We start from the raw sequence: 21361 nt of genomic DNA on the forward strand, positions 1-21361 counted from the left end.
AGCCTCTTAGCACTGAGACAGTTCACGGCAGGCGCGCACCGCGCTCAGTGCCGCCAGAGTGGAGGTTTTCGGGTTGCTGGCGAGCGGCAGGCCGCTGAGTTCGAGGTGGAATTCGCCAAACAGCCCCTCAACGTGCAGGGTATGGGTGTTACGTTTCGTCGCCGGATCAACCATTAACTGAACGCGGGTGTCATCCATGCCCACCCCGCCCAGCGCCACGGTTGCCGCCACGTTGGCATTCGCCGGGAAAAGGCGTGCGGCTTCCCGCGCACTGCCTTCGAAAAAGATTTGCGCTTCCTGCACCGTCGCCAGGTCAATCAGCTGTTCGGCGTAGCTCCCGCGCCAGCTGGCCGGGCTTTTACACGACTGATAGGTCACGCGCTGCAAGCCGCCTTCTCTCGCCGCCGATAAACCGTCGATGCCCGCCACCGCGCCTGCCAGCAGGGTTAATTTTCCGCCCGCGTTCAGCAGCCGCTGTTCAAGTTCACTGTCCGCCAGCGCACCAGTGGAGACAACCGCCAGGTGCCAGCCGCGTTTGAGGACCGCTTCGCCGTACTGTGCCACCGCCTGCTGGCTGGCGCACTCCAGCACCAGATCCGGCGTAGCATCGCATGCCAGCGGATCCACCAGCGGGGTAACCTCGCCGTGAAAACGCGCCAGGATCGCCTGATGATGTGATTCCCGCGCCACGATCCAGCCGATCGCCACGTTGGCAGGTAAACGTTCGATCACCGCCTGCGCCATCGCGCCGTAGCCAATTAACATGACCTTTTTCATCATTGCTCCTTAAAGGTGACGGCAGAAACCGCCGGAGACATCCAGCGCGGCCCCGGTGGTGAACGAGGCCAGCGGCGACGCCAGGAATAACAGCGCCTGCGCGGGCTCCTGCGGTTTGCCCAGACGGCCCATCGGAATGCCGCGCTTACGGGCGATATCACCGGTCCACTCCGGCCAGCTCTGGCTTTTATCGTTGCGCTGCTCATAGCGGCGCTGCCATTGGCCGGATTCCACCATCCCCAGCAGAATGGAATTTACGCGGATACCTTTCTCAATCAGATCTTTCGACAGGGTGAGCGTCATGTTCAGCAGCGCGGCGCGCGCAGCCGAGGTGGCGATCATGTGCTCTTCCGGCTGTAGCGCCAGCAGTGAGTTTACGCAGGTGATCGACGCGATATCCGACGCTTCAAGCTGGCTTAAAAACGCCTGTACCGGGTTGATGACACCAAATAATTTCAGCTCGGCTTCATGCAGCCATGCGCTGCGCGGGGTGTCAGCAAAATGGGCGACAAAGCCCTGCCCGGCGTTGTTGATTAGCATGTCGGCGCGGCCCAGATTCGCTTCAACGGCGGCGGCGAACGCCTGTACATCTTCTTCTTTCAGTACATCGCAGCAGGCAGAGAAAACCTCACCCTGCGGAAATTCGTTGAGCAACGCGGCATGCGCGCTGGCGAGCCTGTCCGGATCGCGGCCACAAAATGCCACTTTTGCACCTTCACCCAGTAACAGGCGCAGGGTTTCAAAACCGATCCCCGACGATCCCCCGGTGACTACCGCTACACGCCCTTCAATTTGTGCATTCATCGCGCACCTCTTCCATTGCCTGCAAAAGCCATTGATTAAATGTCGTTTCGTTATCGAGATAGCTGGCATGCCCGGCCTTCGGAACGGCGGTGTACGGCATACCGTAACGGGCGGCCAGCGCCTGCGCGGCATCCGGTGGCGTGATGGTGTCCTGCTCGCCGCAGCACACGCTGAACGCCCCGCCGTACTGTTCAAGCCAGCGGTGAATATCGTCATGCGCCAGCATCCACGCCGCCGCCAGATACCCTTCCGGGCGCAGACGGCGCATCCCTGCCGCCACCGTCGCGACATCGTCCTGGCGTGCCGCCGGTTGCAGCAGTGCCGCCGCGCGGGTTTGCGCGAGGATCTCGCCGCCCATCGCTATTTGCTGTTCCCGGCTGCGCCACACCTGTTCGCGCTTTTCCGCCGTCGCGTTGCCATAGCCCTGCGCCGGGTCCGCCAGCAGCAGATGCACTACCCGTTCGGGGTAACGCGCAGCAAACGCGCTGGCCACCAGCGCGCCCAGCGAATGCCCCACCAGCACCGTTTGCCAGACGCCAGCACGGTCAAGCAACAGCGCAAGCGCATCCGCGTAGTCGCCCGCATTCGCCCGTTCGGTTGCCAGCATCGGGCTTTCGCCATAACCCGGCATATCCCAGGCCAGCACGCGGCAGCCCGGTAGCGCCATCTGCTTATGCCAGGAGGCGGCACCGGAGCTAATGCCATGGAGCAGCATCACCGGCACGCCATGGCCCTGTTCACGAAAACCCGTCATCGTCATTCCTTAGTTACGTTTCACTTTCGACAGCGGATGGTCTGCCGGATAGGTTGGGATCTCCGGCTTTTTGGTGCCGAGCATCACGCACATCAGCGCTTCTTCTTCGCCGTGGTTAAACAGGCCGCGATAGATCCCCGCCGGAACGGAGATGAGATCGCGCTCGCGCAGCACCGTTTCGGTGTAGTTGTCACCATCCTGAATCATCAGGGTGATCTGCCCTTTCAGCATGAAGAAGACCTCTTCCACGTCATCGTGCAGATGCAGCGGACCTTCGCATTTCGACGGCAATACCATGGTGGAGAAAGTGAAGTGTTCCGCCGCAACGGTGTTGGTATCGCTGGCGACGCCGGTCGCCCCGGTACCGATATAACGCATCTGCGCACGGCGATATTTCGGGTCAAAATCGGCCTGGAACTTCAACGCGTTCCAGTCATATTTACGGCCTTCAAAGCGGGCAATACGCGACTCCACCCACTCTTCCATGCTCAGATTTTCTGGCTTGATGCCGGTTTTCGCGCTCACGGTTGAATCAGACATGACACACTCCTCAGTAACGTTTAAGCAGCGGCAGTAACAGGACGCACCCTACGGTCGCCATTACCACCAGAAAGATCAGCCCGGAATCCATACTGTGAGTGAAGGCGATCAGCGCCCCCATCACCGCCGGCGACAACGCCCCGGCAAAGTTTCCCAGCCCGTTGAAAATACCGCCCGCCGTGGCGCTCACCCGTGGATGGGTGGCTTTTGCCAGCAGGGCAAAAATGTTCGGCGCGCCCACGCCCCACATAAAGGTGCTGAAGCTCATGGCGGCGATGATGGTTAGCGGCGTATCCAGATGCATGACCGCCGTCAGGCCAATGGCCGCCCCTGCCATCGAGATAAAGCAGGCGGCTGCGCGTTTATCGACGCGATCGGAAAGCCACGCGCCAATCACCTCGCCCAGTAGCATGGCGATGAACGGCATCGACGACAGCCAGCCCGCATGCTCCAGGTGAATGCCTTTACCTTTAATCAGGTAGCCCGGCAGCCAGCCGTTGATGCCCCACAGATAGGTCAGGAAGGCGATGTTAAAGACGCAAATCATCCAGAAGTGAGTGCTGACAAACAGCTCCTGACGCGCCGCCCGACGCGTTAGCTGCGACTGTTGCGTCGGTGCCTGTTTCGCCTCCAGCTGCACGCCACGCAAACCAATGCGCACCAGAATCAACACCGGGATGGTGAGCAGCGCCATGGTGAAGAAGGTACTCTGCCAGCCAAAGGTATTGAGCAACCAGATGGAAAGCGGGAAGCCAATTGCCGCGCCCACGGGCGTGCCGAGCAGCCAGAGCATGGTGGCGCGCGCCTGCAAATGCTGCGGGAAAGAATGGCGCACTATGGCGAACGCCAGCGGGAACAGTGGCCCTTCCGCCACGCCGAGCAGAATGCGCAGCGTTACCATCAGCGTGTAGTTGTGCGTAAAGCCCATCATCACCATCAACACGCACCACACCGCCATCATCCCGGTGAGCAAACGCAGCGGCGCGATCTTGTCGCCCAACCCGCTCAGCAAGACGGAAGAAAAACCGTAGCTCAGCAGGAACGCGCTCATCAGAATGCCCAGACGCGTGGTGTCGAAGTCGATGCCCATCGCCTGCTGGAAATGGCTGTCAGAAAAGAGTGCGGCAATGCTGATTTTGTCGAAAAACGCCAACAGGACGCAGGCCAGCAGCGACAGCGGAATAGCCCAGCGAACGGTCGTTTCAGGCGTGCAGACGCCCTCACCGCGCGCCTCAACGGGCGCGGTGTTGTTCTCTAATGTGCTCATGTTCCCCCCTGAGGGTTACGTCGCGGTTAGCGTAGTGACATCAGTGAAAATGCAGGATCGCCTAATGGCTCGGCGTTCAGATCGCGCCCGCTCGCCATCCAGCGTTTCGCAAGCTTAACGGTGCGCGGATCGTTAAACGCCACCAGCTGATTCAGCGTACCGTCAGCGTTGAGCGAGAAGAAAATCGGTCCTTTTTCTTCCCGGCGAACCACCGTCCGGCTGTTTGGCTGCGGAATGCCAAGGATCTGAATATTGTGCTGGTATTGATCCGACCACAGCCACGGCACGTCGTCGTAACCGGGCGCGCTGGCATCCAGCATCGCTTTGGCCGTCGCCACCGCCTGATTCTGCGCAAATGCCCATGACTGCACGCACAGGCCGTAACGCGCGTGCTGCGCCACATCACCCACGGCAAAGATCGCCGGATCTGACGTGCGTCCTTGCGCATCGACCACAATACCGCGATCGGTTTTCAGCCCGGCATCGCGTGCCAGCTCCAGGTTGAGATCGACGCCGATCCCCACCACCACCGCGTCGAAGATCTCACGCTGGCCGTCGCAGTGGATCACCGCGTTTTCATCGCCGCCATCCAGTTCGATAGCCCCGCATCCGGTGCGCACATCCACGCCCTGCTGCTGATGCAGCGCCAGCAGTTCAGCGGAAACTTCCGCGCTGACTGAGCGCATACACAGCGCGGGCTGTTGTTCAAACAGAGTGACCGCGATACCGCTTTTGCGCGCCGAGGCGGCAATCTCCAGGCCAATCCAGCCGCCGCCGATAATCGCCAGCGTTTGGCTCTGCGCCAGGCGCTTTTTCAGACGCTGCGCATCCTGCCAGTGGCGCAGGGTATACACCTGCGGATGCGTCGCCCACGCGTCTCCCGGCAGGCGCGCCCGGCCGCCGGTAGCAATCAAAAGCTGGTTGTAGCTGAGTGACTCTCCGTTACTCAACGCAACGGTTTTTGCGTGTGGATCGATAGCCTGCGCGCGAAGCGGACGATACCAGCGCAGGTTCAGCGCCTGTTGCGCCTCCTCGCTGAACAGACGCGGCAGCGTCGGGGACGCGTCCAGCAGCGAGGCTTTCGACAGCGGCGGGCGTTCGTAGAAATCCCACTCTTCTTCCGCCACTACGCAAATCTCGCCGTCGAAACCATCATCGCGCAGGGTTTTCGCCGCCCAGCCGCCCGCCTGGCCGCCGCCGATAATCACGATGCGCGCCGTCATACCGCCTCCGGCTTCTTCTGCTGGCGGCGAGTGTCGTGGTCGATACCGCCTTCCACCGCCCACTCGGTAAAGGAGACCAGCGAATGCTCCAGCTCGCGCGGCTGCCACTTCTCGGTGAGGTAGTCGTCGTTGGTGTAGTACTCAAACGCCCCGCCGGTTGGGCTGTTTACATACCAGAAATAGGCGGAAGAGACCGGGTGACGACCGGGGCCGATAAAGGTGCTCCAGTCATGTTTGTTCATGGCAATCCCGCCTCCAATCACTTCATGGATGTCGCGTACGGTGAAGGCGACGTGATTCAGGCCGCGCTTGCGGTTAGGCAATTGCAGCAGGAAAAGATTGTGATGGCCGCCGCGCGCCTGGCAACGCAGGAATACCGCGCGGTTGATGTAACGGTCAGAGACCTGGAAGCCCAGCACTTCACGGTAGAATTTCTCCACCGCCGCCAGTTCTTCAACAAAGAACACTACGTGGCCGATGTTGATCGGCTCCGCACGATCGTAAACCGGGCTTGGCGTGTCGATACGGCGCGCATCGCCCCACTGGTTAATCGGCTCAACGTTCAGTTCAACCGGCTGCTGCTGGCTAACCTGCACGCGCAAGGTCATGCCGTTCGGGTCACGGCATTCCAGCGCACCGTCCACCTCACGAAAACCCGGCTGGCTGGTAAGCTTCGGGCGCAACGCATCCAGTTCCGCCTGGCTCGCCACGCCCCAGGTCATGCGGCGCAGCGTGTTGCCCGCTTCAAAAGCGTCCGGCAGCGCGGGGGCATCCTGCGAATTCAGCTCCACGCTCGCACCGCTCAGGGTGGTGAATCGACGCCCGCTGGCATCACCCTTCAGGCCAAAATCAGCCATAAATTTTGCGCTGTGGGTCACGTCATCGACGCCAAACTCCAGCTTTTCAATTCCGATTACACTCATGGTTCGTTGCCTCTTTGCCACTCCACGCCCTGATTTGGGCGTAAAGCATGCCCGACGCCCTTCAGCGCCTGCATCTCACTGTTTGATTTAACTGGCTTGTGACAGATACCCTAAAAAGCCAGAGATTTTGTCCGCCGCCATGCGAACGTCGTTTTGCAACCGATCGCGATCGGTTTGCGGCACCTGTTCCGAGGGCACCAGAATGCTCACCACCGCCGCCACGCGCCCGCTGCGGTCGTAAACCGGATAGACAATGGAGGAGATCCCTTCACGGAAGAATGATTCGCCAATGACGTAGCCGCGCGCTTTATCCTGCTGCACCATTTGCCACAGCGCTTCCCGATCATGCGGCTGGCCCAGCGTGTTCCCCGGTAAGCGTTCGTTCGGGAAAATCTGTTCAAACTCGCTGCGCGACACATCCGTCAGCAGCATGCGGCCCAGCGATGTGCAATGCACCGGCAGACGTGTGCCAATACTGACGTGGTTGATACGCGAACCAGCGGCGCTGACGCGGGCGATGTAGATAATGTCGCGCCCGTCGCGGATCGCCAGATGGCTGCTGCACTGGCTGCTGTCGCGCAGTTGCTCAATCACCGGCTGCCCAACCTGGGCCACATCCAGCGAGGCGATATATTCAAAGCCAAGACGCAACACGTTCATCCCAAGCGAGAAGGTGTTAGTACGCGGGTTGCGCTCCAGAAACCCCATATATTCCAGCGTCTGGACCACGCGGTAGGCCGTCGCTTTCGGCATATCCACCAGCCGGTGAAGCTCAGCGAAGGTCAGGTCGCGGTGCTGTTCACCGAAGGCCAGCAGCAGCTGTAAACCGCGCTCCAGACCGGGCACCAGGTACTTGATTTCGTGCTCGTTCGCCATACTGCCTCCGCCCTGCTCAGTTAAAAATAAAGCCGCCGTTGACCGGAATAAGTTGCCCGGTAACAAATCCGGAGAGATCGCTCAACAGCCACAGCACACTACCGGTGACATCTTCCGGCTGCTGCGCACCCGCCAGCGCCCGGCCATTTTCATACAGCTGATGACGCTCAGCAGGCACGTATTCCGTCGCTTCCACGCGCGTTAGCCCCGGCGCAATCGCATTGATACGGATGCGTTTTTCGCCCAGTTCACGCGCCATCGAACGGGTCATGGCAATCACCGCGCCCTTGCTGGCAACGTAAGCCATCAGGCGCGGCGCGCCCCACAGGGCAGTGTCCGAGGCCACGTTAACGATCCCCGATCCTTCGCGCAGCAGAGGTACGGCGGCGCGGGTCACCAGCCAGGTACCTTTGACGTTGACGTTCATCACCCGATCCCAGAGATCCGGATCGTAGTCGATCATGTTTTTGCCGCCGACGCCGGTCGCCATCGCCGCGTTATTCACCAGCCCATCAATCGCCCCACTTTCTGCGATAGCGGTAAACGCGGCGTCGATAGACGCGCTGTCGGCTAAATCAATCACGTAATCTTCAATACGGTAGCCCTGCTCACGCAGGCCGTGCGCGCTTTCCGCCAGCTCACCGGCGAGGATGTCGCACATCGCAACCGTCGCGCCCTGCTCTGCACAAGCTTTGGCAAAGTGGAAGCCGAGCCCGCGCGCTGCGCCGGTCACCACGATGCGCTTGCCGTCGAGTAAGCCGTGCATCAGGCCGCTCCCTGCTGCGCGTCGCGCGTCGCCAGCTGTTCTTTTGCCGCTTTCTGCATCATGCGGCGCAGGCGGGAAAGGCCGACATCGTGCTGATAGAGATATTCATGATCGCGGGCGTTCGGCGCCAGGCTCTCCAGCACTACGCGGTCCTGCTCCAGCACTTCCCAGTGCAGTTTTTCCAGGCGGTTGCGGTACATGAAACGCCAGAGATCGCGCTGCCAGCCCTGTACGCGACGGATACGCCAGAAGAAGACGCGGCAATTGTCGTTATCTTCCGGCACCACCATGCCGACTATCCAGAAGTGACCGCCCGGCCCAAAACGTCGTTTATACGGAATCGAGAGGCGCATCCAGTAAGTGCCGCTGTTGCCCAGTTCAACCCAGTCGAAGTTGACGCCGCTCTGCCCTTTTTTCTCGAAGATAAAGCCCGTTTTAGTCGGTTGCAGCACCATGTCGGCTTTGCGATCGCCTTCCGCCATCGAGTGCGAAGACGAGTGAAGGTAGGTGCCGTGCATCGGGTCCATCACGTTTTCCAGCGCGTACTGGTAATTGCATTTCCACGCAGCAGAACAGAGGAAATTGCTGTAGCTTTCGGTGTCCGCCAGCTCTTCCGGGAAGGTGAGTTCTTCCGGCTGTTGGTCAGCGGTGACGCCAAACCACAGGAAAATCGCGCCGTGCGCTTCCTGCACGTTGTAGCTGCGCACGCACTGCTGGCCCACCAGCGGGCAGCGATCCACCGCCGGAACGTCTTTCACTTCACCGTTGCCCGCTACTTCCACGCCGTGATACCAGCAGGCAATACGGTCGCCGAGGTTCCAGCCCATCGACAGACGCGCGCCACGGTGCGGGCAGCGATCTTCCAGCGCCTGAACCTGACCATCTTTGTTACGCCACACCACAATTTGTTCGCCCAGGCGGGTGATCCCGACCGGTGCGGACTGCACTTCCCAGCTCGCCAGAACCGGATACCACAAACCGCGCAACCCTTTATCGAGATAGCTCTGTACTGTTGTTGTCATCACCCGCCCCTCAGTAACCGTTAACCTGTAAGAATGCCTGGAAGCTGTCATCGCTCCATGGCGCGCCCTGCTGGTCGTACATGCGAATCGCGTTCAGCCCGTTGACCAGTTCCGGCAGCGTCTCCACGCCCTGTTCGAACAACTCTTCCAGCGCGGTAATCAGCAGCAGCTCCCAGTTCTCCGGCACGCGGCTGCGGGTTTGCCAGATGATATTTTGGTAATCGCCCGGTTTGTGAATGTTGCCGTTACCGCCTTCTGCCGGCGGGGTAAACTGGCGGCTTTCCGGCAGCGCCGGGTTGAAATCCAGGGTTTCGCTCATGCCACGGTCTCCTCAATGAAAGTGATCTGAATTTGGTTTTCGAATACCCGTACCGGGTAGCGATTCAGGTTGCGGCCACCTGGCCCGTGCAGGCACTGGCCGGTTTTAACGTCGAACACCGCTTCATGCAGCGGGCATTCCACTTTGCCATCTTCGACAAACCCCTGACTCAACAGCGCGTAAGCGTGAGGACAAACGTCTTCCAGCGCGTAAAACTCGCCATCGACCAGATAAATACCGATCTCTTTACCTTCAATGTTGCCGCTATAAGGGAAATCTTCCTGTACCTGCTCCGCGTCACATACGCCTATCCAGCTCATCGCATTCCTCCAGGCTTTTGTTTCATATATGAAACTGTGTTTCTTATTTAATACGCTCAATATAAAAGCGGTGAATGTTTCGTCAAGCGCAAATGTGACGTTTTTGTTAAGTACTATGCAATTAATTAGCTAAGTGTGTAATCGATCACGAAAAACTGCATCGATATGAAATTGTGATTTATGAAGGCGGAAAGAATCTGTTTTATAAATAGCGTGATTTTCACTTTCAAAGATATTGACTTTTGAATGACGGGATTATTAATAAATAGCTCGAGGTTTCGTCACCTGGTTTCACAGGTGAAACCAATAAAAAAATTAATCTTTTATATCAATGAGTTTCACTGGTGATACATTTTCATTGTGAAACTATAAACGCAAAAAAATAAATAATATTTCTGGCAGGAGAAATAAGATGATTTCAGCACGCTGGCAGGGCGTCATCGCGTTATTGTTTCTAATTGTGATTTCTTATGTCGATAGAGTAAATATCTCGGTGATGATTCTCAATGCCGACTTCGTCAATCATTTTCATATAAATGAAAACAGAATGTTACAAGGAATGTTAATGACATTCTTTCTTCTGGGTTATGGATTGTCGGCTCTTCTATTAACTCCGGTAATGGAAAGTAAACTCAATTACCGTCAGGGACTGTTGATCAGCATCGCCGTCTGGGCGCTGGTTTGCGCTATCTCCCCTCTGCTCGGATCGCTGTTCGGCATGCTTATCGCGCGCGTGATCCTCGGCATTGCTGAAGGGCCGCTCTTTTCACTGAAGACGCGCTACATCAGCGACCACTTTGCCGCGCAGGAGATTGGCAAACCGAATGCCGTAAGCGCCCTGGGTGTATCGCTCGGGCTGGCTGTTGGCTTCCCGCTGGTCACGTTTCTGATGCAACATCTGGGCTGGATGGGGTCATTTTATGCACTTGCCGCGCTGAATTTGCTGCTTGGTGGCGGGCTGATTTATCGCTTTTTACCTGCGCCACAGAAAGCGAATCGCACCAGCCAAAGGGGATTGAGCGAGACCTTTATGCTGGCCTGGCGCACGCCGTTGCTCGGCTGGATCCTGCTGGTTGAGATTGCCACGTTGAGCTATCTGTGGGGCAGCAGCGCGTGGCTTCCGGCGTGGCTGCGCGATGAGCATCACTTCTCACTTCACGCGACGGGCTTTCTGGCCGCCATTCCGTTTCTGCTGAGTCTCGGGTCAAAATTTTTAGGCGGCGTTCTCCTCGATAAACTGCGCCCGGAACAGGCCCCGCTGCTGTTCGTCACCGGCGGCGCGCTGACAGCGTGCTCAGTGCTGGCGCTCATGCTCAGCCATCAGCCCGCCATGCTGGGGCTGTTTTTACTCTCAGCCAATATTTTCTGGGGATTACAGGGTGCAGCCATTCCGGCAGTGGTACAGCATCACGCGGCACACGACGCGGTGGGCAGCGCCTATGGAATCATTAACGGGATTGGCAATATTTGCGCGGCGTTTATTCCGCTCCTGATGGGCGTGGTGATGAAATATGCCGGGTCGGTGAGCGCAGGGTTTTCGGTTCTGGTGGCGTCGCAAATCGTGACGCTGTTGGCGGGCGGAATGTTGCTGCTGCGCATGCGTCGCGCAGCAGCAGTGAGCACGTAACGGATTACTCGCCTTTTTTCGCGGCCTGGATGTACAGCATTTCCAGTGCGAGGGTCGCCGCTGCCAGCGCGGTGATTTCAGACTGATCGTAGGCCGGCGCCACTTCCACAACATCCATACCCACGATGTTGAGATCTTTCAGGCCGCGCACCAGCTTGATGGCGCGGTCAGACGTCAGGCCGCCGATGACCGGCGTACCGGTACCTGGCGCGAAAGCCGGGTCGAGGCAGTCGATATCAAAGGTCAGATAAACCGGCATATCACCGACAATCTGTTTCACCTGGGCGATGATGTCATCAGCGGTGCGATCGTTTACCTGGCAGGCATCCAGCACGGTGAAGCCATTGTCTTTATCAAACTCGGTACGGATACCAATCTGCACGGAATGGTTCGGGTCAATCAGACCTTCGTTCGGCGCGGTGTAGAACATGGTGCCGTGGTCGAATTCGCAGCCGTTCGCATAGGTGTCGGTGTGGGCATCAAAATGCACCAGCGCCATTTTACCGAAGTGTTTGGCGTGCGCGCGCAGCAGCGGCAGCGTGACGAAGTGGTCACCGCCGAAGGAGAGTATGCGTTTACCCGCAGCCAGCAGTTTTTCAGCGTGCGCCTGCAATTTTTCGCTCATTTCGCGAGCATCGCCAAAGGCATACACCAGGTCGCCGCAGTCCACGACGTTCAGGCGTTCACGCATGTCGAAGTTCCACGGGAAGCGGTTGTGCTCCCAGGCCAGATTGGTGGAAACCTGACGGATGGCCGCCGGGCCATGACGGCCACCGGCACGACCCGAGGTCGCCATATCAAACGGCACGCCGGTGATCACCCAGTCGGCATCGCTGTCATACGGTTGGAAGTTCAGCGGCAGACGTAAAAAACCAAATGCGTTAGATACCAGGGAGTTATCGTACTGATTTCCTAAGGTACTCATGGCTATGACCTCATCTAAAGTCGGTAAAAAAAAATCCCTTCCGCGTCGTTAGGCCCGACGAGGAAGGGATTGATTTGAGTTACAGCTTGTTGGGGCAAATTATCGCCGTTTTTTTGCGCGGGTTCAAGGTACTTGTAGGCCCGGTAAGCGTAGCGCCACCGGGCAACGCCCGCGCAAACTTACTCGTCTTCCAGGTACGTATACCCGTAAAGCCCCGCTTCAAACTCTTCCAGGAACTGCTGTTGCAGCGCCTCGTCCAGACCGGTGTTTTTCACCTGGTCACGGAACTGAGTCAGCAACGTGTTGGGATCAAGCTGCACGTATTGCAGCATATCCGCTACCGTATCGCCTTCGTCAGACAGTTCAACTTCCACGCTGCCGTCAGGGAAGACGAACACGTCAACCGCTTCGGTATCACCGAACAGGTTATGCATGTTGCCGAGGATCTCCTGATACGCGCCAACCATGAAGAAGCCCAGCATCGGCGGGTTGTCCACGTCATACTGCGGCATCGGCATGGTGGTGGCGATCCCGTCGCCATCGACGTAATGATCAATCGCACCATCGGAATCACAGGTAATATCCAGCAACACCGCGCGGCGCTCTGGCACCTGGTTTAAGCCTTCCAGCGGCATCACCGGGAACAACTGGTCGATACCCCATGCGTCCGGCATCGACTGGAACAGAGAGAAGTTGACGTAAATTTTATCCGCCATACGCTCTTGCAGTTCATCGATAATCGGGCGATGCGCGCGGTTGCTCGGGTCGAGCTGTTTCTGCACTTCGTGGCACATGTTCAGATAAAGCTGCTCTGCCCATGCGCGCTCTTTCAGGTTGAACGCCCCGGAGGAGTAACCGATGTGAATGTCGTGCAGGTCCATCTGGCTGTCGTGCAGCCATTCACGCAGCGAGCGGCGCGTGCCGGGCTCATGCATCTCCTGCCAGGTTTCCCACATGCTTTGCAGCGCACGCGGCGCGTCGTCAGCAGGCGGAGTCGCCTCGGTGTATTCGTTGCGCTCAACGCCAATGATGTTCGACACCAGCACCGTGTGATGCGCGGTTACCGCTCGGCCCGATTCGGTGATCACCGTCGGGTGCGGCAGACCGTTCTCTTCACAGGCATCGCCAATCGCCCAGATAATGTTGTTAGCGTATTCGTTCAGGCCGTAGTTCACCGAGCAATCGGACTGGGAACGCGTCCCTTCGTAGTCCACGCCCAGGCCGCCGCCAACGTCGAAGCACTGAATGTTCACACCCAGTTTGTGCAGTTCAACGTAGAAACGCGCCGATTCACGCACGCCGGTGGCGATGTCGCGAATATTGGCCATCTGTGAACCCAGGTGGAAGTGCAGCAGTTGCAGGCTGTCCAGATGCCCGGCTTCACGCAGGATATCCACCAGTTGCAGCACCTGCGTCGCCGCGAGGCCGAATTTGGATTTCTCGCCGCCGGAGGATTGCCATTTACCGGAACCCTGCGACGCCAGACGCGCACGCACGCCAAGGCGCGGCACGACGTTTAATCGCTCGGCTTCTTCCAGCACGATGGCGATTTCCGACATTTTCTCAATCACCAGATAGACCTTATGGCCCATCTTCTCACCCACCAGCGCCAGGCGAATGTATTCACGGTCTTTATAGCCGTTACACACAATCACACTGCGGGTCATGCCAGCGTGAGCCAGCACAGCCATCAATTCTGCTTTGGAACCCGCTTCCAGCCCCAGCGGTTCGCCAGAGTGGATCAGGGATTCAATCACGCGGCGATGCTGGTTTACCTTGATCGGGTAGACCAGGAAATAGTCGCCGTTATAGCCGTAAGACTCGCGCGCACGCTTGAACGCGGCGTTGATCGAGCGCAAACGGTGCTGGAGGATCTGCGGGAAGCAGAACAGCGCAGGCAGGCGCTGCCCCTGCGCTTCACGCGCTTTTACCAGCTGCGCCAGGTCAACGCGGGCTTCCGGAACGTCCGGGTCAGGGCATACGCTGATATGGCCTAACTCGTTGACGTCATAGTAGTTATTGCCCCACCAGGCAATGTTGTATGTGCGTAGCATCTTGCTTGCTTCCTGGGAGCTCATCGCAACCTCCTGCATGGAACGTAGTACACCTTGTTCGCCCGCTGACGAAGGCAAACCCATAGACATGTCGTCAGACATAGCGAACCTCAATAATTTGTATCTAGTGTAAAACAGTTAACTACTATCGCAGCGTAACGATGCGATAACAACCCATATACAGCCTGATTTCCCAGCGCGTTATGCTGGTGCATCGACTGTGCGACCGGTTTCTTGTTCATATCATTGTAAAACACGCAACCGAACTTAAGACGATGTTCGGAGAAACCACGAGAAATCTCTTGCTGGAGCAAGAGCGCCCTTGTTCAGTTCCTGAAAGCCTGGCCGGCCCTGGAGTCCTGAGAAGCGCCGAAATGGGTAAAACATCGGCAGGTATACAAAGCAGAGATACTGAGAACGGGAGTCGGGTTCACACCAGGACGGTGTGACAGATTTGGCACAATACAACGGTTCATTATTTGATATCACCTCCACGCCAGCCCCGAAGGACTTGCTATAGCCAAAAAACGCATGTTTTAGCCCGGCTGGAAGTGGCGTCACGAAATCAATTCGTGCACTTTTTTGGTATGAGCCGCGCGCCGCGTTTTATACCGGGAAGACGGGTAAAAAGCAAAATAAAAATACGGACTCTGCCAGCAATGTCAGGAAAAATTTCCACCTTGCGTTGCGCAAGAATGCGAGCCAAATCAAAAAACGCTGGAAATCGGATTAAGAAGTAACCTAGAATAGCCGTCCAGAAGTTAATCCGTCTATACTGACTTCTTGTGTGCCGACCTGCTGCCCGTTTTAGCGCACATCGCACAGCGCGGGCATCGCCACATGAAGCTTATCGAACTCTATTTTTTCCAGGGTGAAGAAATTATGGCAAAACACCTATTTACGTCCGAGTCTGTATCCGAAGGGCATCCTGACAAAATTGCGGACCAAATCTCCGACGCCGTGCTTGACGCTATCCTCGAACAGGACCCGAAAGCCCGCGTAGCCTGCGAAACCTACGTGAAAACAGGCATGGTTTTGGTTGGCGGTGAAATCACCACCAGCGCATGGGTTGATATCGAAGAGATCACCCGTAACACCGTTCGCGAAATTGGCTATGTGCATTCGGATATGGGCTTTGACGCCAACTCCTGTGCCGTACTGAGCGCAATTGGTAAACAGTCTCCGGACATCAACCAGGGCGTTGACCGTTCCGATCCGCTGGAACAGGGCGCGGGCGACCAGGGTCTGATGTTTGGTTATGCAACCAACGAAACCGACGTGCTGATGCCAGCGCCAATCACCTATGCGCACCGTCTGGTGCAGCGTCAGGCTGAAGTGCGTAAGAATGGCACCCTGTCATGGCTGCGTCCGGATGCGAAAAGCCAGGTCACCTTCCAGTATGACGACGGTAAAATCGTCGGTATTGATGCGGTCGTTCTGTCCACTCAGCACGCTGAAAGCATCGATCAGAAATCCCTGCAGGAAGCAGTGATGGAAGAGATTATCAAGCCAGTTCTGCCGACTGAATGGCTGAACGCGTCAACCAAATTCTTCATCAACCCAACCGGTCGTTTCGTGATCGGCGGCCCGATGGGCGACTGCGGTCTGACCGGCCGTAAAATTATCGTTGATACCTACGGCGGCATGGCGCGTCACGGCGGCGGTGCGTTCTCCGGTAAAGATCCATCAAAAGTGGACCGCTCCGCAGCATACGCGGCACGTTATGTGGCGAAAAACATCGTTGCTGCGGGCCTGGCTGACCGTTGTGAAATTCAGGTCTCCTACGCAATCGGCGTGGCAGAACCGACTTCCATCATGGTGGAAACCTTCGGTACCGAGAAAGTGCCTTCTGAACAACTGACCCTGCTGGTGCGCGAGTTCTTCGACCTGCGTCCGTACGGCCTCATTCAGATGCTGGATCTGCTGCACCCGATCTACAAAGAGACCGCAGCTTACGGTCACTTTGGCCGCGAACATTTCCCGTGGGAAAAAACCGACAAAGCGGCACTGCTGCGCGATGCTGCCGGCCTGAAATAATCTCCCCACCGTTTTATCTGAAGGCCAGCCTCGTGCTGGCCTTTTTTTATTTCTAACGCGTGCGCTATGAAAGCGATTACACCCCACCGCCTATCAGGCCAATTGACGTAGCCAGGCATGTTACATAGCAAATGCTCTGTTGTTACATTTATTTTTCAGGCTAATCTGAAGCACAATTTTTTTTCCGCCACATTTCACAATTAACTATTTGATTACTATAATTTTTAATACATAGTCACTATGAATGATAGTGTAAGCGATTACACTCCTGTGATTACAATCACATATTTTTACGGCGGACTCACTTACCCTTAACATCGACAAAGCTGATAATCCAACTGGAGGGCATAATGCCTGACAATAAAAAACAAGGGCGTTCTAACAAGACAATGACCTTTTTTGTCTGTTTTCTGGCAGCCCTGGCCGGACTCCTTTTCGGTCTTGATATCGGCGTAATTGCCGGTGCCCTACCCTTTATTACCGATGAGTTTCAGATTTCTCCACACACCCAGGAGTGGGTGGTCAGTTCCATGATGTTCGGTGCCGCGATTGGTGCAGTCGGCAGTGGCTGGCTCTCCTTCCGTCTCGGGCGTAAAAAAAGCCTGATGATTGGCGCAATCCTGTTTGTCCTCGGCTCGCTGTTCTCCGCCGCTGCGCCAAACCCGGAAGTGCTGATTATCTCCCGCGTCCTGCTGGGCCTGGCTGTGGGTGTCGCGTCCTATACGGCACCGTTGTATCTCTCTGAAATCGCGCCGGAAAAAATTCGCGGCAGTATGATTTCCATGTACCAGTTGATGATTACCATCGGTATTCTCGGCGCGTACCTGTCGGATACCGCGTTCAGCTACTCTGGCGCATGGCGCTGGATGCTGGGCGTGATTATCATTCCGGCGATCCTGCTGCTGATTGGCGTATTCTTCCTGCCGGACAGTCCACGCTGGTTCGCGGCCAAACGCCGCTTCCACGACGCGGAACGCGTACTGCTTCGTCTGCGTGATACCAGCGCGGAAGCGAAACGCGAGCTGGATGAAATCCGTGAAAGCCTGCAGGTTAAGCAGAGTGGTTGGGCGCTGTTTAAAGAGAACAGCAACTTCCGCCGCGCGGTGTTCCTGGGCGTGCTGTTACAGGTAATGCAGCAGTTCACCGGGATGAACGTCATCATGTATTACGCGCCGAAAATCTTTGAGCTGGCGGGTTATACCAACACGCACGAACAGATGTGGGGCACGGTTATCGTCGGTCTGACCAACGTACTGGCGACCTTTATTGCCATCGGGCTGGTTGACCGCTGGGGCCGTAAACCAACCCTGACGCTGGGCTTCCTGGTGATGGCCGTCGGCATGGGCGTACTGGGTACAATGATGCACGTCGGTATCCATTCGCCGTCTGCACAATACTTCGCGATTGCCATGCTGCTGATGTTTATCGTTGGCTTCGCCATGAGCGCCGGTCCGCTGATTTGGGTACTGTGTTCTGAAATTCAGCCGCTGAAAGGCCGCGATTTCGGTATCACCTGCTCTACCGCGACCAACTGGATTGCCAACATGATCGTCGGCGCAACGTTCCTGACCATGCTCAACTCGCTGGGCAACGCCAACACCTTCTGGGTTTACGCCGGTCTGAACCTGTTCTTCATCGTCCTGACTATCTGGCTGGTTCCGGAAACCAAACATGTGTCGCTGGAACATATTGAACGTAACCTGATGAAAGGTCGCAAGCTGCGCGAAATCGGCGCGCACGACTAATCCGGGCGTAGTGTCGGGTGGCGCTGCGCTTACCCGACCTACCTATCATCTTGTATGCCCGATGTGCGAAGCGCCATTGGGCATACCTTCCTCTTGCACTCGCCCCACTACCCGCTCTATCCTCTGCGCCATGAAAAGCCCTCGAATTCCTATCGCCCTCCAGCAAAGCGTGATGCGTTGTCTGCGGGAAAATCTTGCCAAAGCGAATCTTGCGCTCAAGCGTAACTACCCCGAGCCAAAGCTGGTTTATCAACAGCGCGGCACCTCGGCGGGTACCGCGTGGTTGCAGGAGTATGAAATTCGCCTCAATCCGGTACTGCTGGCGGAAAACCAGCAGGCGTTTATTGATGAAGTGGTTCCGCACGAACTGGCGCATCTGCTGGTGTGGAAGCACTTTGGCCGCGTTCCTCCGCACGGGAAAGAGTGGAAATGGATGATGGAAGCGGTGCTCGGCGTTCCGGCACGCCGCACGCATCAGTTTGAACTGAGTTCAATACGCAGCAAAACTTTCCCCTACCGCTGCCGCTGCCAGCTGCATCAATTGACCATTCGCCGCCATAATCGCGTGGTGCGCGGTGAAGCGACCTATCGTTGCGTACACTGCGGCGAGCCGTTGGTTGCAGAATTGTAACTGATGGAATTTTCTGGAAGTTTTCTGATCTGACTGATTGCATCTGACCTTTGCATTCGCTACGTTGCGGGCTCGTTTTGAGACGGAGTTCGTGATGTCCCCTAAAGTAGCATTCGCAGTCGTGTTTTTTACGGCGGCGCTCTCAGGCCAGGCGCTGGCCGAAGGTATCAAAAGTTTTTCCCAGGCCAAAACCGCTGGCGTAAAAGTTAACAGTGATGTGCCGGGTGATTTCTACTGCGGCTGTAAAATCAACTGGCAGGGTAAGAAAGGCGTCATTGACCTTGAGTCCTGCGGTTATAAAGTGCGTAAAAATGAAAACCGCGCCAGCCGCGTCGAATGGGAACACGTGATGCCCGCCTGGCAGTTTGGTCACCAGCGCCAGTGCTGGCAGGATGGCGGACGGAAAAACTGCGCCAAAGATCCGCTGTACCGCAAAATAGAAAGCGATATGCATAACCTGCAACCTGCGGTCGGAGAAGTGAACGGCGATCGCGGTAACTTTATGTATAGCCAGTGGAATGGCGGCGAAGGCCAGTACGGTCAGTGCGCCATGAAGGTAGACTTTAAAGAGAAAGTGGCCGAGCCACCGGCACGCTCGCGCGGCGCAATTGCCCGCACCTACTTCTATATGCGCGATACGTATCAAATCAATCTTTCCCGCCAGCAGACGCAGCTTTTCAACGCGTGGAATAAGATGTATCCGGTCAGCGAATGGGAGTGTGAGCGCGACAGGCGCATCGCCAAAATTCAGGGTAACCATAACCCTTACGTGTTGCAGGCTTGCCAGGCGCAAAAGAGCTAACCTACACTAGCGGCTAATTGTTTAATTTTCTGCCGGACATTTCCCCCTCACCCTGGCCCTCTCCCTCAGGGAGAGGGAACGGAAAGTGCCTGGTACCTAAGCTATTAATGGAACGTCACATCATGCGCATCCCCCGTATTTATCACCCTGAACACATCACCGCCGGGCATGAAATCGCCCTGTCGGAAGACGCGGCAAACCATGTTGGCCGTGTGCTGCGCATGGGGCCGGGTCAGGCGATTCAGCTTTTCGATGGCAGTAACCAGATCTTCGATGCCGAAATTACCCACGCCGATAAAAAAAGCGTGCGCGTGAATATTGTCAGCGGGGAAATTGATAACCGCGAATCCCCCATTCACATTCACCTGGGCCAGGTAATGTCGCGCGGCGATAAAATGGAATTCACCATCCAGAAATCAATAGAACTCGGTGTAAGCCTCATAACGCCACTGTTTTCTGAGCGCTGTGGCGTTAAACTGGATGCCGAGCGTTTGAATAAGAAGATCCAACAGTGGCAAAAAATCGCGATTGCCGCCTGTGAACAGTGTGGCCGCAACACGATTCCGGAAATTCGCCCGGCGATGAATCTGGAACAGTGGTGCGCCGAAGAAGATAGCGGGCTGAAGCTGAACCTGCATCCGCGTGCCAGCGCCAGCATCAATACGCTTCCGCTGCCGGTGGAGCGCGTGCGTTTGCTGATTGGCCCGGAAGGCGGTCTCTCGGCAGATGAAATTGCCATGACCGCACGCTACCAGTTTACTGATATCCTGTTGGGACCTCGCGTTCTGCGTACTGAGACTACCGCGCTCACCGCCATTACTGCGCTTCAAGTGCGCTTTGGCGATCTGGGCTAATACCGGCTTCCAGGAGAACTAGAATGATTAAGCTCGGCATCGTGATGGACCCCATCGCAAACATCAATATCAAAAAAGACACCAGCTTCGCGATGTTGCTGGAGGCACAGCGCCGGGGCTATGAACTCCATTACATGGAGATGAATGACCTCTATCTGACCAACGGCGAATCCCGCGCGCGTACGCGTCTGGTGAACGTTGAGCAGAACTATGACAAATGGTACGAATTTGGCAGCGAGCAGGATATCGCGCTTGCCGACCTCGATGTGATTCTGATGCGTAAGGATCCGCCGTTTGACACCGAATTCATCTACGCGACCTATATTCTGGAACGCGCGGAAGAGAAAGGCACTCTTATCGTCAACAAACCGCAGAGCCTGCGCGACTGTAACGAGAAGCTGTTCACCGCCTGGTTCTCTGAACTGACGCCGGAAACGCTGGTCACCCGTAACAAAGCGCAGCTGAAAGCGTTCTGGCAGGAGCATGGCGACATCATCATGAAACCGCTGGATGGTATGGGCGGCGCGTCGATTTTCCGCGTGAAAGAAGGCGATCCTAACATTGGCGTTATCGCCGAAACCCTGACCGAGCTTGGCAGCCGCTATTGCATGGCGCAAACGTATCTGCCAGCAATCAAAGACGGTGATAAGCGCGTGCTGGTCGTCGATGGCGAACCTGTCCCGTACTGCCTGGCGCGTATTCCGCAGGGCGGTGAAACCCGTGGTAACCTGGCCGCCGGTGGCCGTGGCGAGCCGCGTCCGCTGAGCGAAAGCGATTGGGAAATCGCCCGCAAAGTGGGCCCGACGCTGAAAGCGAAAGGTCTGATTTTTGTCGGCCTGGATATCATCGGCGATCGCCTGACCGAGATTAACGTCACCAGCCCAACCTGCGTGCGTGAAATCGAAGCGGAGTTCCCGATTTCCATCACCGGGATGCTGATGGACGCTATCGAAAAACGTTTAGGCAAGTAATCTCTGCGGCGGGAGGGAACCCGCCACAACCAGGCTTTCCTGCCAGGCGCTTACGCGCGTTTACAGGACTGCCTGGTGACAGCACGCCTCTTTCCCCGCATACTGGACGTTGCTGCTTTTTGAA

At 56.8% G+C, this 21361-nt stretch carries 23 protein-coding genes; 7 read left to right on the top strand and 16 right to left on the bottom strand.

The window, feature by feature from the left end; all coding sequences use genetic code 11:
- Positions 1–6: 6 nt before the first annotated feature.
- From AC1MKH_RS20375 to AC1MKH_RS20430, 12 genes are all read right to left on the bottom strand, one after another.
- Complete coding sequence (locus tag AC1MKH_RS20375; RefSeq protein WP_276224226.1) at positions 7–777, bottom strand: aspartate dehydrogenase; 771 nt, start codon at positions 775–777, stop codon at positions 7–9.
- A 9-nt stretch (positions 778–786) separates the two neighbouring features.
- Positions 787–1581: an SDR family oxidoreductase gene (locus AC1MKH_RS20380; RefSeq protein WP_276224158.1), complete on the bottom strand. Its 795-nt coding sequence runs from the start codon at positions 1579–1581 to the stop codon at positions 787–789.
- The gene (locus AC1MKH_RS20385; protein WP_276224156.1) at positions 1565–2335 is read right to left on the bottom strand and encodes an alpha/beta fold hydrolase; all 771 of its coding nucleotides are present in this window, start codon (positions 2333–2335) and stop codon (positions 1565–1567) included. The genes AC1MKH_RS20380 and AC1MKH_RS20385 overlap by 17 nt, the downstream gene beginning before the upstream one ends.
- A 9-nt stretch (positions 2336–2344) precedes the next feature.
- Entirely contained in the window at positions 2345–2875 is a 531-nt protein-coding gene (locus AC1MKH_RS20390) for a cupin domain-containing protein (protein ID WP_015963087.1), read from the bottom strand.
- Positions 2876–2885: 10 nt separating this feature from the next.
- The gene (locus tag AC1MKH_RS20395; RefSeq protein ID WP_276224152.1) at positions 2886–4142 is read right to left on the bottom strand and encodes an MFS transporter; all 1257 of its coding nucleotides are present in this window, start codon (positions 4140–4142) and stop codon (positions 2886–2888) included.
- Positions 4143–4168: 26 nt separating this feature from the next.
- Complete coding sequence (locus tag AC1MKH_RS20400) at positions 4169–5365, bottom strand: NAD(P)/FAD-dependent oxidoreductase (RefSeq protein ID WP_327621999.1); 1197 nt, start codon at positions 5363–5365, stop codon at positions 4169–4171.
- Entirely contained in the window at positions 5362–6288 is a 927-nt protein-coding gene (locus AC1MKH_RS20405; protein ID WP_276223715.1) for a VOC family protein, read from the bottom strand. Before AC1MKH_RS20405 ends, AC1MKH_RS20400 begins: the two co-directional genes overlap by 4 nt.
- An 87-nt stretch (positions 6289–6375) precedes the next feature.
- Positions 6376–7164: an IclR family transcriptional regulator gene (locus AC1MKH_RS20410; protein ID WP_108475824.1), complete on the bottom strand. Its 789-nt coding sequence runs from the start codon at positions 7162–7164 to the stop codon at positions 6376–6378.
- A 16-nt stretch (positions 7165–7180) separates the two neighbouring features.
- Positions 7181–7930 carry an SDR family oxidoreductase gene (locus tag AC1MKH_RS20415; RefSeq protein ID WP_276223719.1) on the bottom strand — a complete coding sequence of 250 codons (750 nt, stop codon included), beginning with the start codon at positions 7928–7930 and terminating at the stop codon, positions 7181–7183.
- Positions 7930–8952 carry an aromatic ring-hydroxylating oxygenase subunit alpha gene (locus tag AC1MKH_RS20420; RefSeq protein WP_276223721.1) on the bottom strand — a complete coding sequence of 341 codons (1023 nt, stop codon included), beginning with the start codon at positions 8950–8952 and terminating at the stop codon, positions 7930–7932. Before AC1MKH_RS20420 ends, AC1MKH_RS20415 begins: the two co-directional genes overlap by 1 nt.
- A 10-nt stretch (positions 8953–8962) precedes the next feature.
- Positions 8963–9271: a recombinase-like helix-turn-helix domain-containing protein gene (locus AC1MKH_RS20425; protein WP_015963080.1), complete on the bottom strand. Its 309-nt coding sequence runs from the start codon at positions 9269–9271 to the stop codon at positions 8963–8965.
- The gene (locus AC1MKH_RS20430; protein WP_015963079.1) at positions 9268–9591 is read right to left on the bottom strand and encodes a Rieske (2Fe-2S) protein; all 324 of its coding nucleotides are present in this window, start codon (positions 9589–9591) and stop codon (positions 9268–9270) included. The genes AC1MKH_RS20425 and AC1MKH_RS20430 overlap by 4 nt, the downstream gene beginning before the upstream one ends.
- 415 nt (positions 9592–10006) lie before the next feature.
- Here AC1MKH_RS20430 and AC1MKH_RS20435 point away from each other — a divergent pair, with 415 nt between their 5' ends.
- Complete coding sequence (locus tag AC1MKH_RS20435) at positions 10007–11218, top strand: MFS transporter (RefSeq protein WP_276223802.1); 1212 nt, start codon at positions 10007–10009, stop codon at positions 11216–11218.
- 4 nt (positions 11219–11222) lie between these two features.
- Here AC1MKH_RS20435 and speB read toward each other — a convergent pair whose 3' ends face one another.
- The 4 genes from speB to AC1MKH_RS20455 all read right to left on the bottom strand — a co-directional run bounded on the left by speB (position 11223) and on the right by AC1MKH_RS20455 (position 14673).
- Positions 11223–12143: an agmatinase gene (speB, locus tag AC1MKH_RS20440; protein ID WP_276223726.1), complete on the bottom strand. Its 921-nt coding sequence runs from the start codon at positions 12141–12143 to the stop codon at positions 11223–11225.
- 179 nt (positions 12144–12322) lie between these two features.
- Complete coding sequence (speA, locus tag AC1MKH_RS20445; protein WP_276223728.1) at positions 12323–14299, bottom strand: biosynthetic arginine decarboxylase; 1977 nt, start codon at positions 14297–14299, stop codon at positions 12323–12325.
- 8 nt (positions 14300–14307) lie between these two features.
- Entirely contained in the window at positions 14308–14439 is a 132-nt protein-coding gene (yqgB, locus tag AC1MKH_RS20450) for an acid stress response protein YqgB (protein WP_149463255.1), read from the bottom strand.
- Between the two features lie 84 nt (positions 14440–14523).
- Complete coding sequence (locus tag AC1MKH_RS20455) at positions 14524–14673, bottom strand: hypothetical protein (RefSeq protein WP_442961949.1); 150 nt, start codon at positions 14671–14673, stop codon at positions 14524–14526.
- Positions 14674–15079: 406 nt separating this feature from the next.
- On the opposite strand from AC1MKH_RS20455, the gene metK reads away from it, so the two are divergent.
- The 6 genes from metK (at position 15080) to gshB (ending at position 21237) form a co-directional block, all read left to right on the top strand.
- A complete protein-coding gene (gene metK / locus AC1MKH_RS20460; protein ID WP_276223804.1) occupies positions 15080–16234 on the top strand; it encodes a methionine adenosyltransferase in 1155 nt (384 codons plus the stop codon).
- Between the two features lie 350 nt (positions 16235–16584).
- Complete coding sequence (gene galP, locus AC1MKH_RS20465; protein WP_276223731.1) at positions 16585–17979, top strand: galactose/proton symporter; 1395 nt, start codon at positions 16585–16587, stop codon at positions 17977–17979.
- Positions 17980–18109: 130 nt separating this feature from the next.
- Positions 18110–18610 (top strand): SprT family zinc-dependent metalloprotease, encoded by a 501-nt coding sequence (locus AC1MKH_RS20470; protein WP_276223733.1) that lies wholly within the window; start codon positions 18110–18112, stop codon positions 18608–18610.
- Positions 18611–18704: 94 nt separating this feature from the next.
- Complete coding sequence (gene endA / locus AC1MKH_RS20475; RefSeq protein WP_276223735.1) at positions 18705–19412, top strand: deoxyribonuclease I; 708 nt, start codon at positions 18705–18707, stop codon at positions 19410–19412.
- Positions 19413–19534: 122 nt separating this feature from the next.
- Positions 19535–20266 (top strand): 16S rRNA (uracil(1498)-N(3))-methyltransferase, encoded by a 732-nt coding sequence (rsmE, locus tag AC1MKH_RS20480; RefSeq protein ID WP_149463251.1) that lies wholly within the window; start codon positions 19535–19537, stop codon positions 20264–20266.
- 23 nt (positions 20267–20289) lie between these two features.
- Entirely contained in the window at positions 20290–21237 is a 948-nt protein-coding gene (gene gshB / locus AC1MKH_RS20485) for a glutathione synthase (protein WP_015963070.1), read from the top strand.
- Positions 21238–21361 lie beyond the last annotated feature (124 nt).

Source organism: Pseudocitrobacter sp. CD920760 (genome assembly GCF_057782505.1).

Coding starts and splice junctions, on each gene's coding strand:
- AC1MKH_RS20375 (WP_276224226.1), bottom strand. CDS start 777: ATGAAAAAGGTCATGTTAATTGGCTACGGCGCGATGGCGCAGGCGGTG.
- AC1MKH_RS20380 (WP_276224158.1), bottom strand. CDS start 1,581: ATGAATGCACAAATTGAAGGGCGTGTAGCGGTAGTCACCGGGGGATCG.
- AC1MKH_RS20385 (WP_276224156.1), bottom strand. CDS start 2,335: ATGACGGGTTTTCGTGAACAGGGCCATGGCGTGCCGGTGATGCTGCTC.
- AC1MKH_RS20390 (WP_015963087.1), bottom strand. CDS start 2,875: ATGTCTGATTCAACCGTGAGCGCGAAAACCGGCATCAAGCCAGAAAAT.
- AC1MKH_RS20395 (WP_276224152.1), bottom strand. CDS start 4,142: ATGAGCACATTAGAGAACAACACCGCGCCCGTTGAGGCGCGCGGTGAG.
- AC1MKH_RS20400 (WP_327621999.1), bottom strand. CDS start 5,365: ATGACGGCGCGCATCGTGATTATCGGCGGCGGCCAGGCGGGCGGCTGG.
- AC1MKH_RS20405 (WP_276223715.1), bottom strand. CDS start 6,288: ATGAGTGTAATCGGAATTGAAAAGCTGGAGTTTGGCGTCGATGACGTG.
- AC1MKH_RS20410 (WP_108475824.1), bottom strand. CDS start 7,164: ATGGCGAACGAGCACGAAATCAAGTACCTGGTGCCCGGTCTGGAGCGC.
- AC1MKH_RS20415 (WP_276223719.1), bottom strand. CDS start 7,930: ATGCACGGCTTACTCGACGGCAAGCGCATCGTGGTGACCGGCGCAGCG.
- AC1MKH_RS20420 (WP_276223721.1), bottom strand. CDS start 8,952: ATGACAACAACAGTACAGAGCTATCTCGATAAAGGGTTGCGCGGTTTG.
- AC1MKH_RS20425 (WP_015963080.1), bottom strand. CDS start 9,271: ATGAGCGAAACCCTGGATTTCAACCCGGCGCTGCCGGAAAGCCGCCAG.
- AC1MKH_RS20430 (WP_015963079.1), bottom strand. CDS start 9,591: ATGAGCTGGATAGGCGTATGTGACGCGGAGCAGGTACAGGAAGATTTC.
- speB (WP_276223726.1), bottom strand. CDS start 12,143: ATGAGTACCTTAGGAAATCAGTACGATAACTCCCTGGTATCTAACGCA.
- speA (WP_276223728.1), bottom strand. CDS start 14,299: ATGTCTGACGACATGTCTATGGGTTTGCCTTCGTCAGCGGGCGAACAA.
- yqgB (WP_149463255.1), bottom strand. CDS start 14,439: ATGAACAAGAAACCGGTCGCACAGTCGATGCACCAGCATAACGCGCTG.
- AC1MKH_RS20455 (WP_442961949.1), bottom strand. CDS start 14,673: ATGAACCGTTGTATTGTGCCAAATCTGTCACACCGTCCTGGTGTGAAC.
- metK (WP_276223804.1), top strand. CDS start 15,080: ATGGCAAAACACCTATTTACGTCCGAGTCTGTATCCGAAGGGCATCCT.
- galP (WP_276223731.1), top strand. CDS start 16,585: ATGCCTGACAATAAAAAACAAGGGCGTTCTAACAAGACAATGACCTTT.
- AC1MKH_RS20470 (WP_276223733.1), top strand. CDS start 18,110: ATGAAAAGCCCTCGAATTCCTATCGCCCTCCAGCAAAGCGTGATGCGT.
- endA (WP_276223735.1), top strand. CDS start 18,705: ATGTCCCCTAAAGTAGCATTCGCAGTCGTGTTTTTTACGGCGGCGCTC.
- rsmE (WP_149463251.1), top strand. CDS start 19,535: ATGCGCATCCCCCGTATTTATCACCCTGAACACATCACCGCCGGGCAT.
- gshB (WP_015963070.1), top strand. CDS start 20,290: ATGATTAAGCTCGGCATCGTGATGGACCCCATCGCAAACATCAATATC.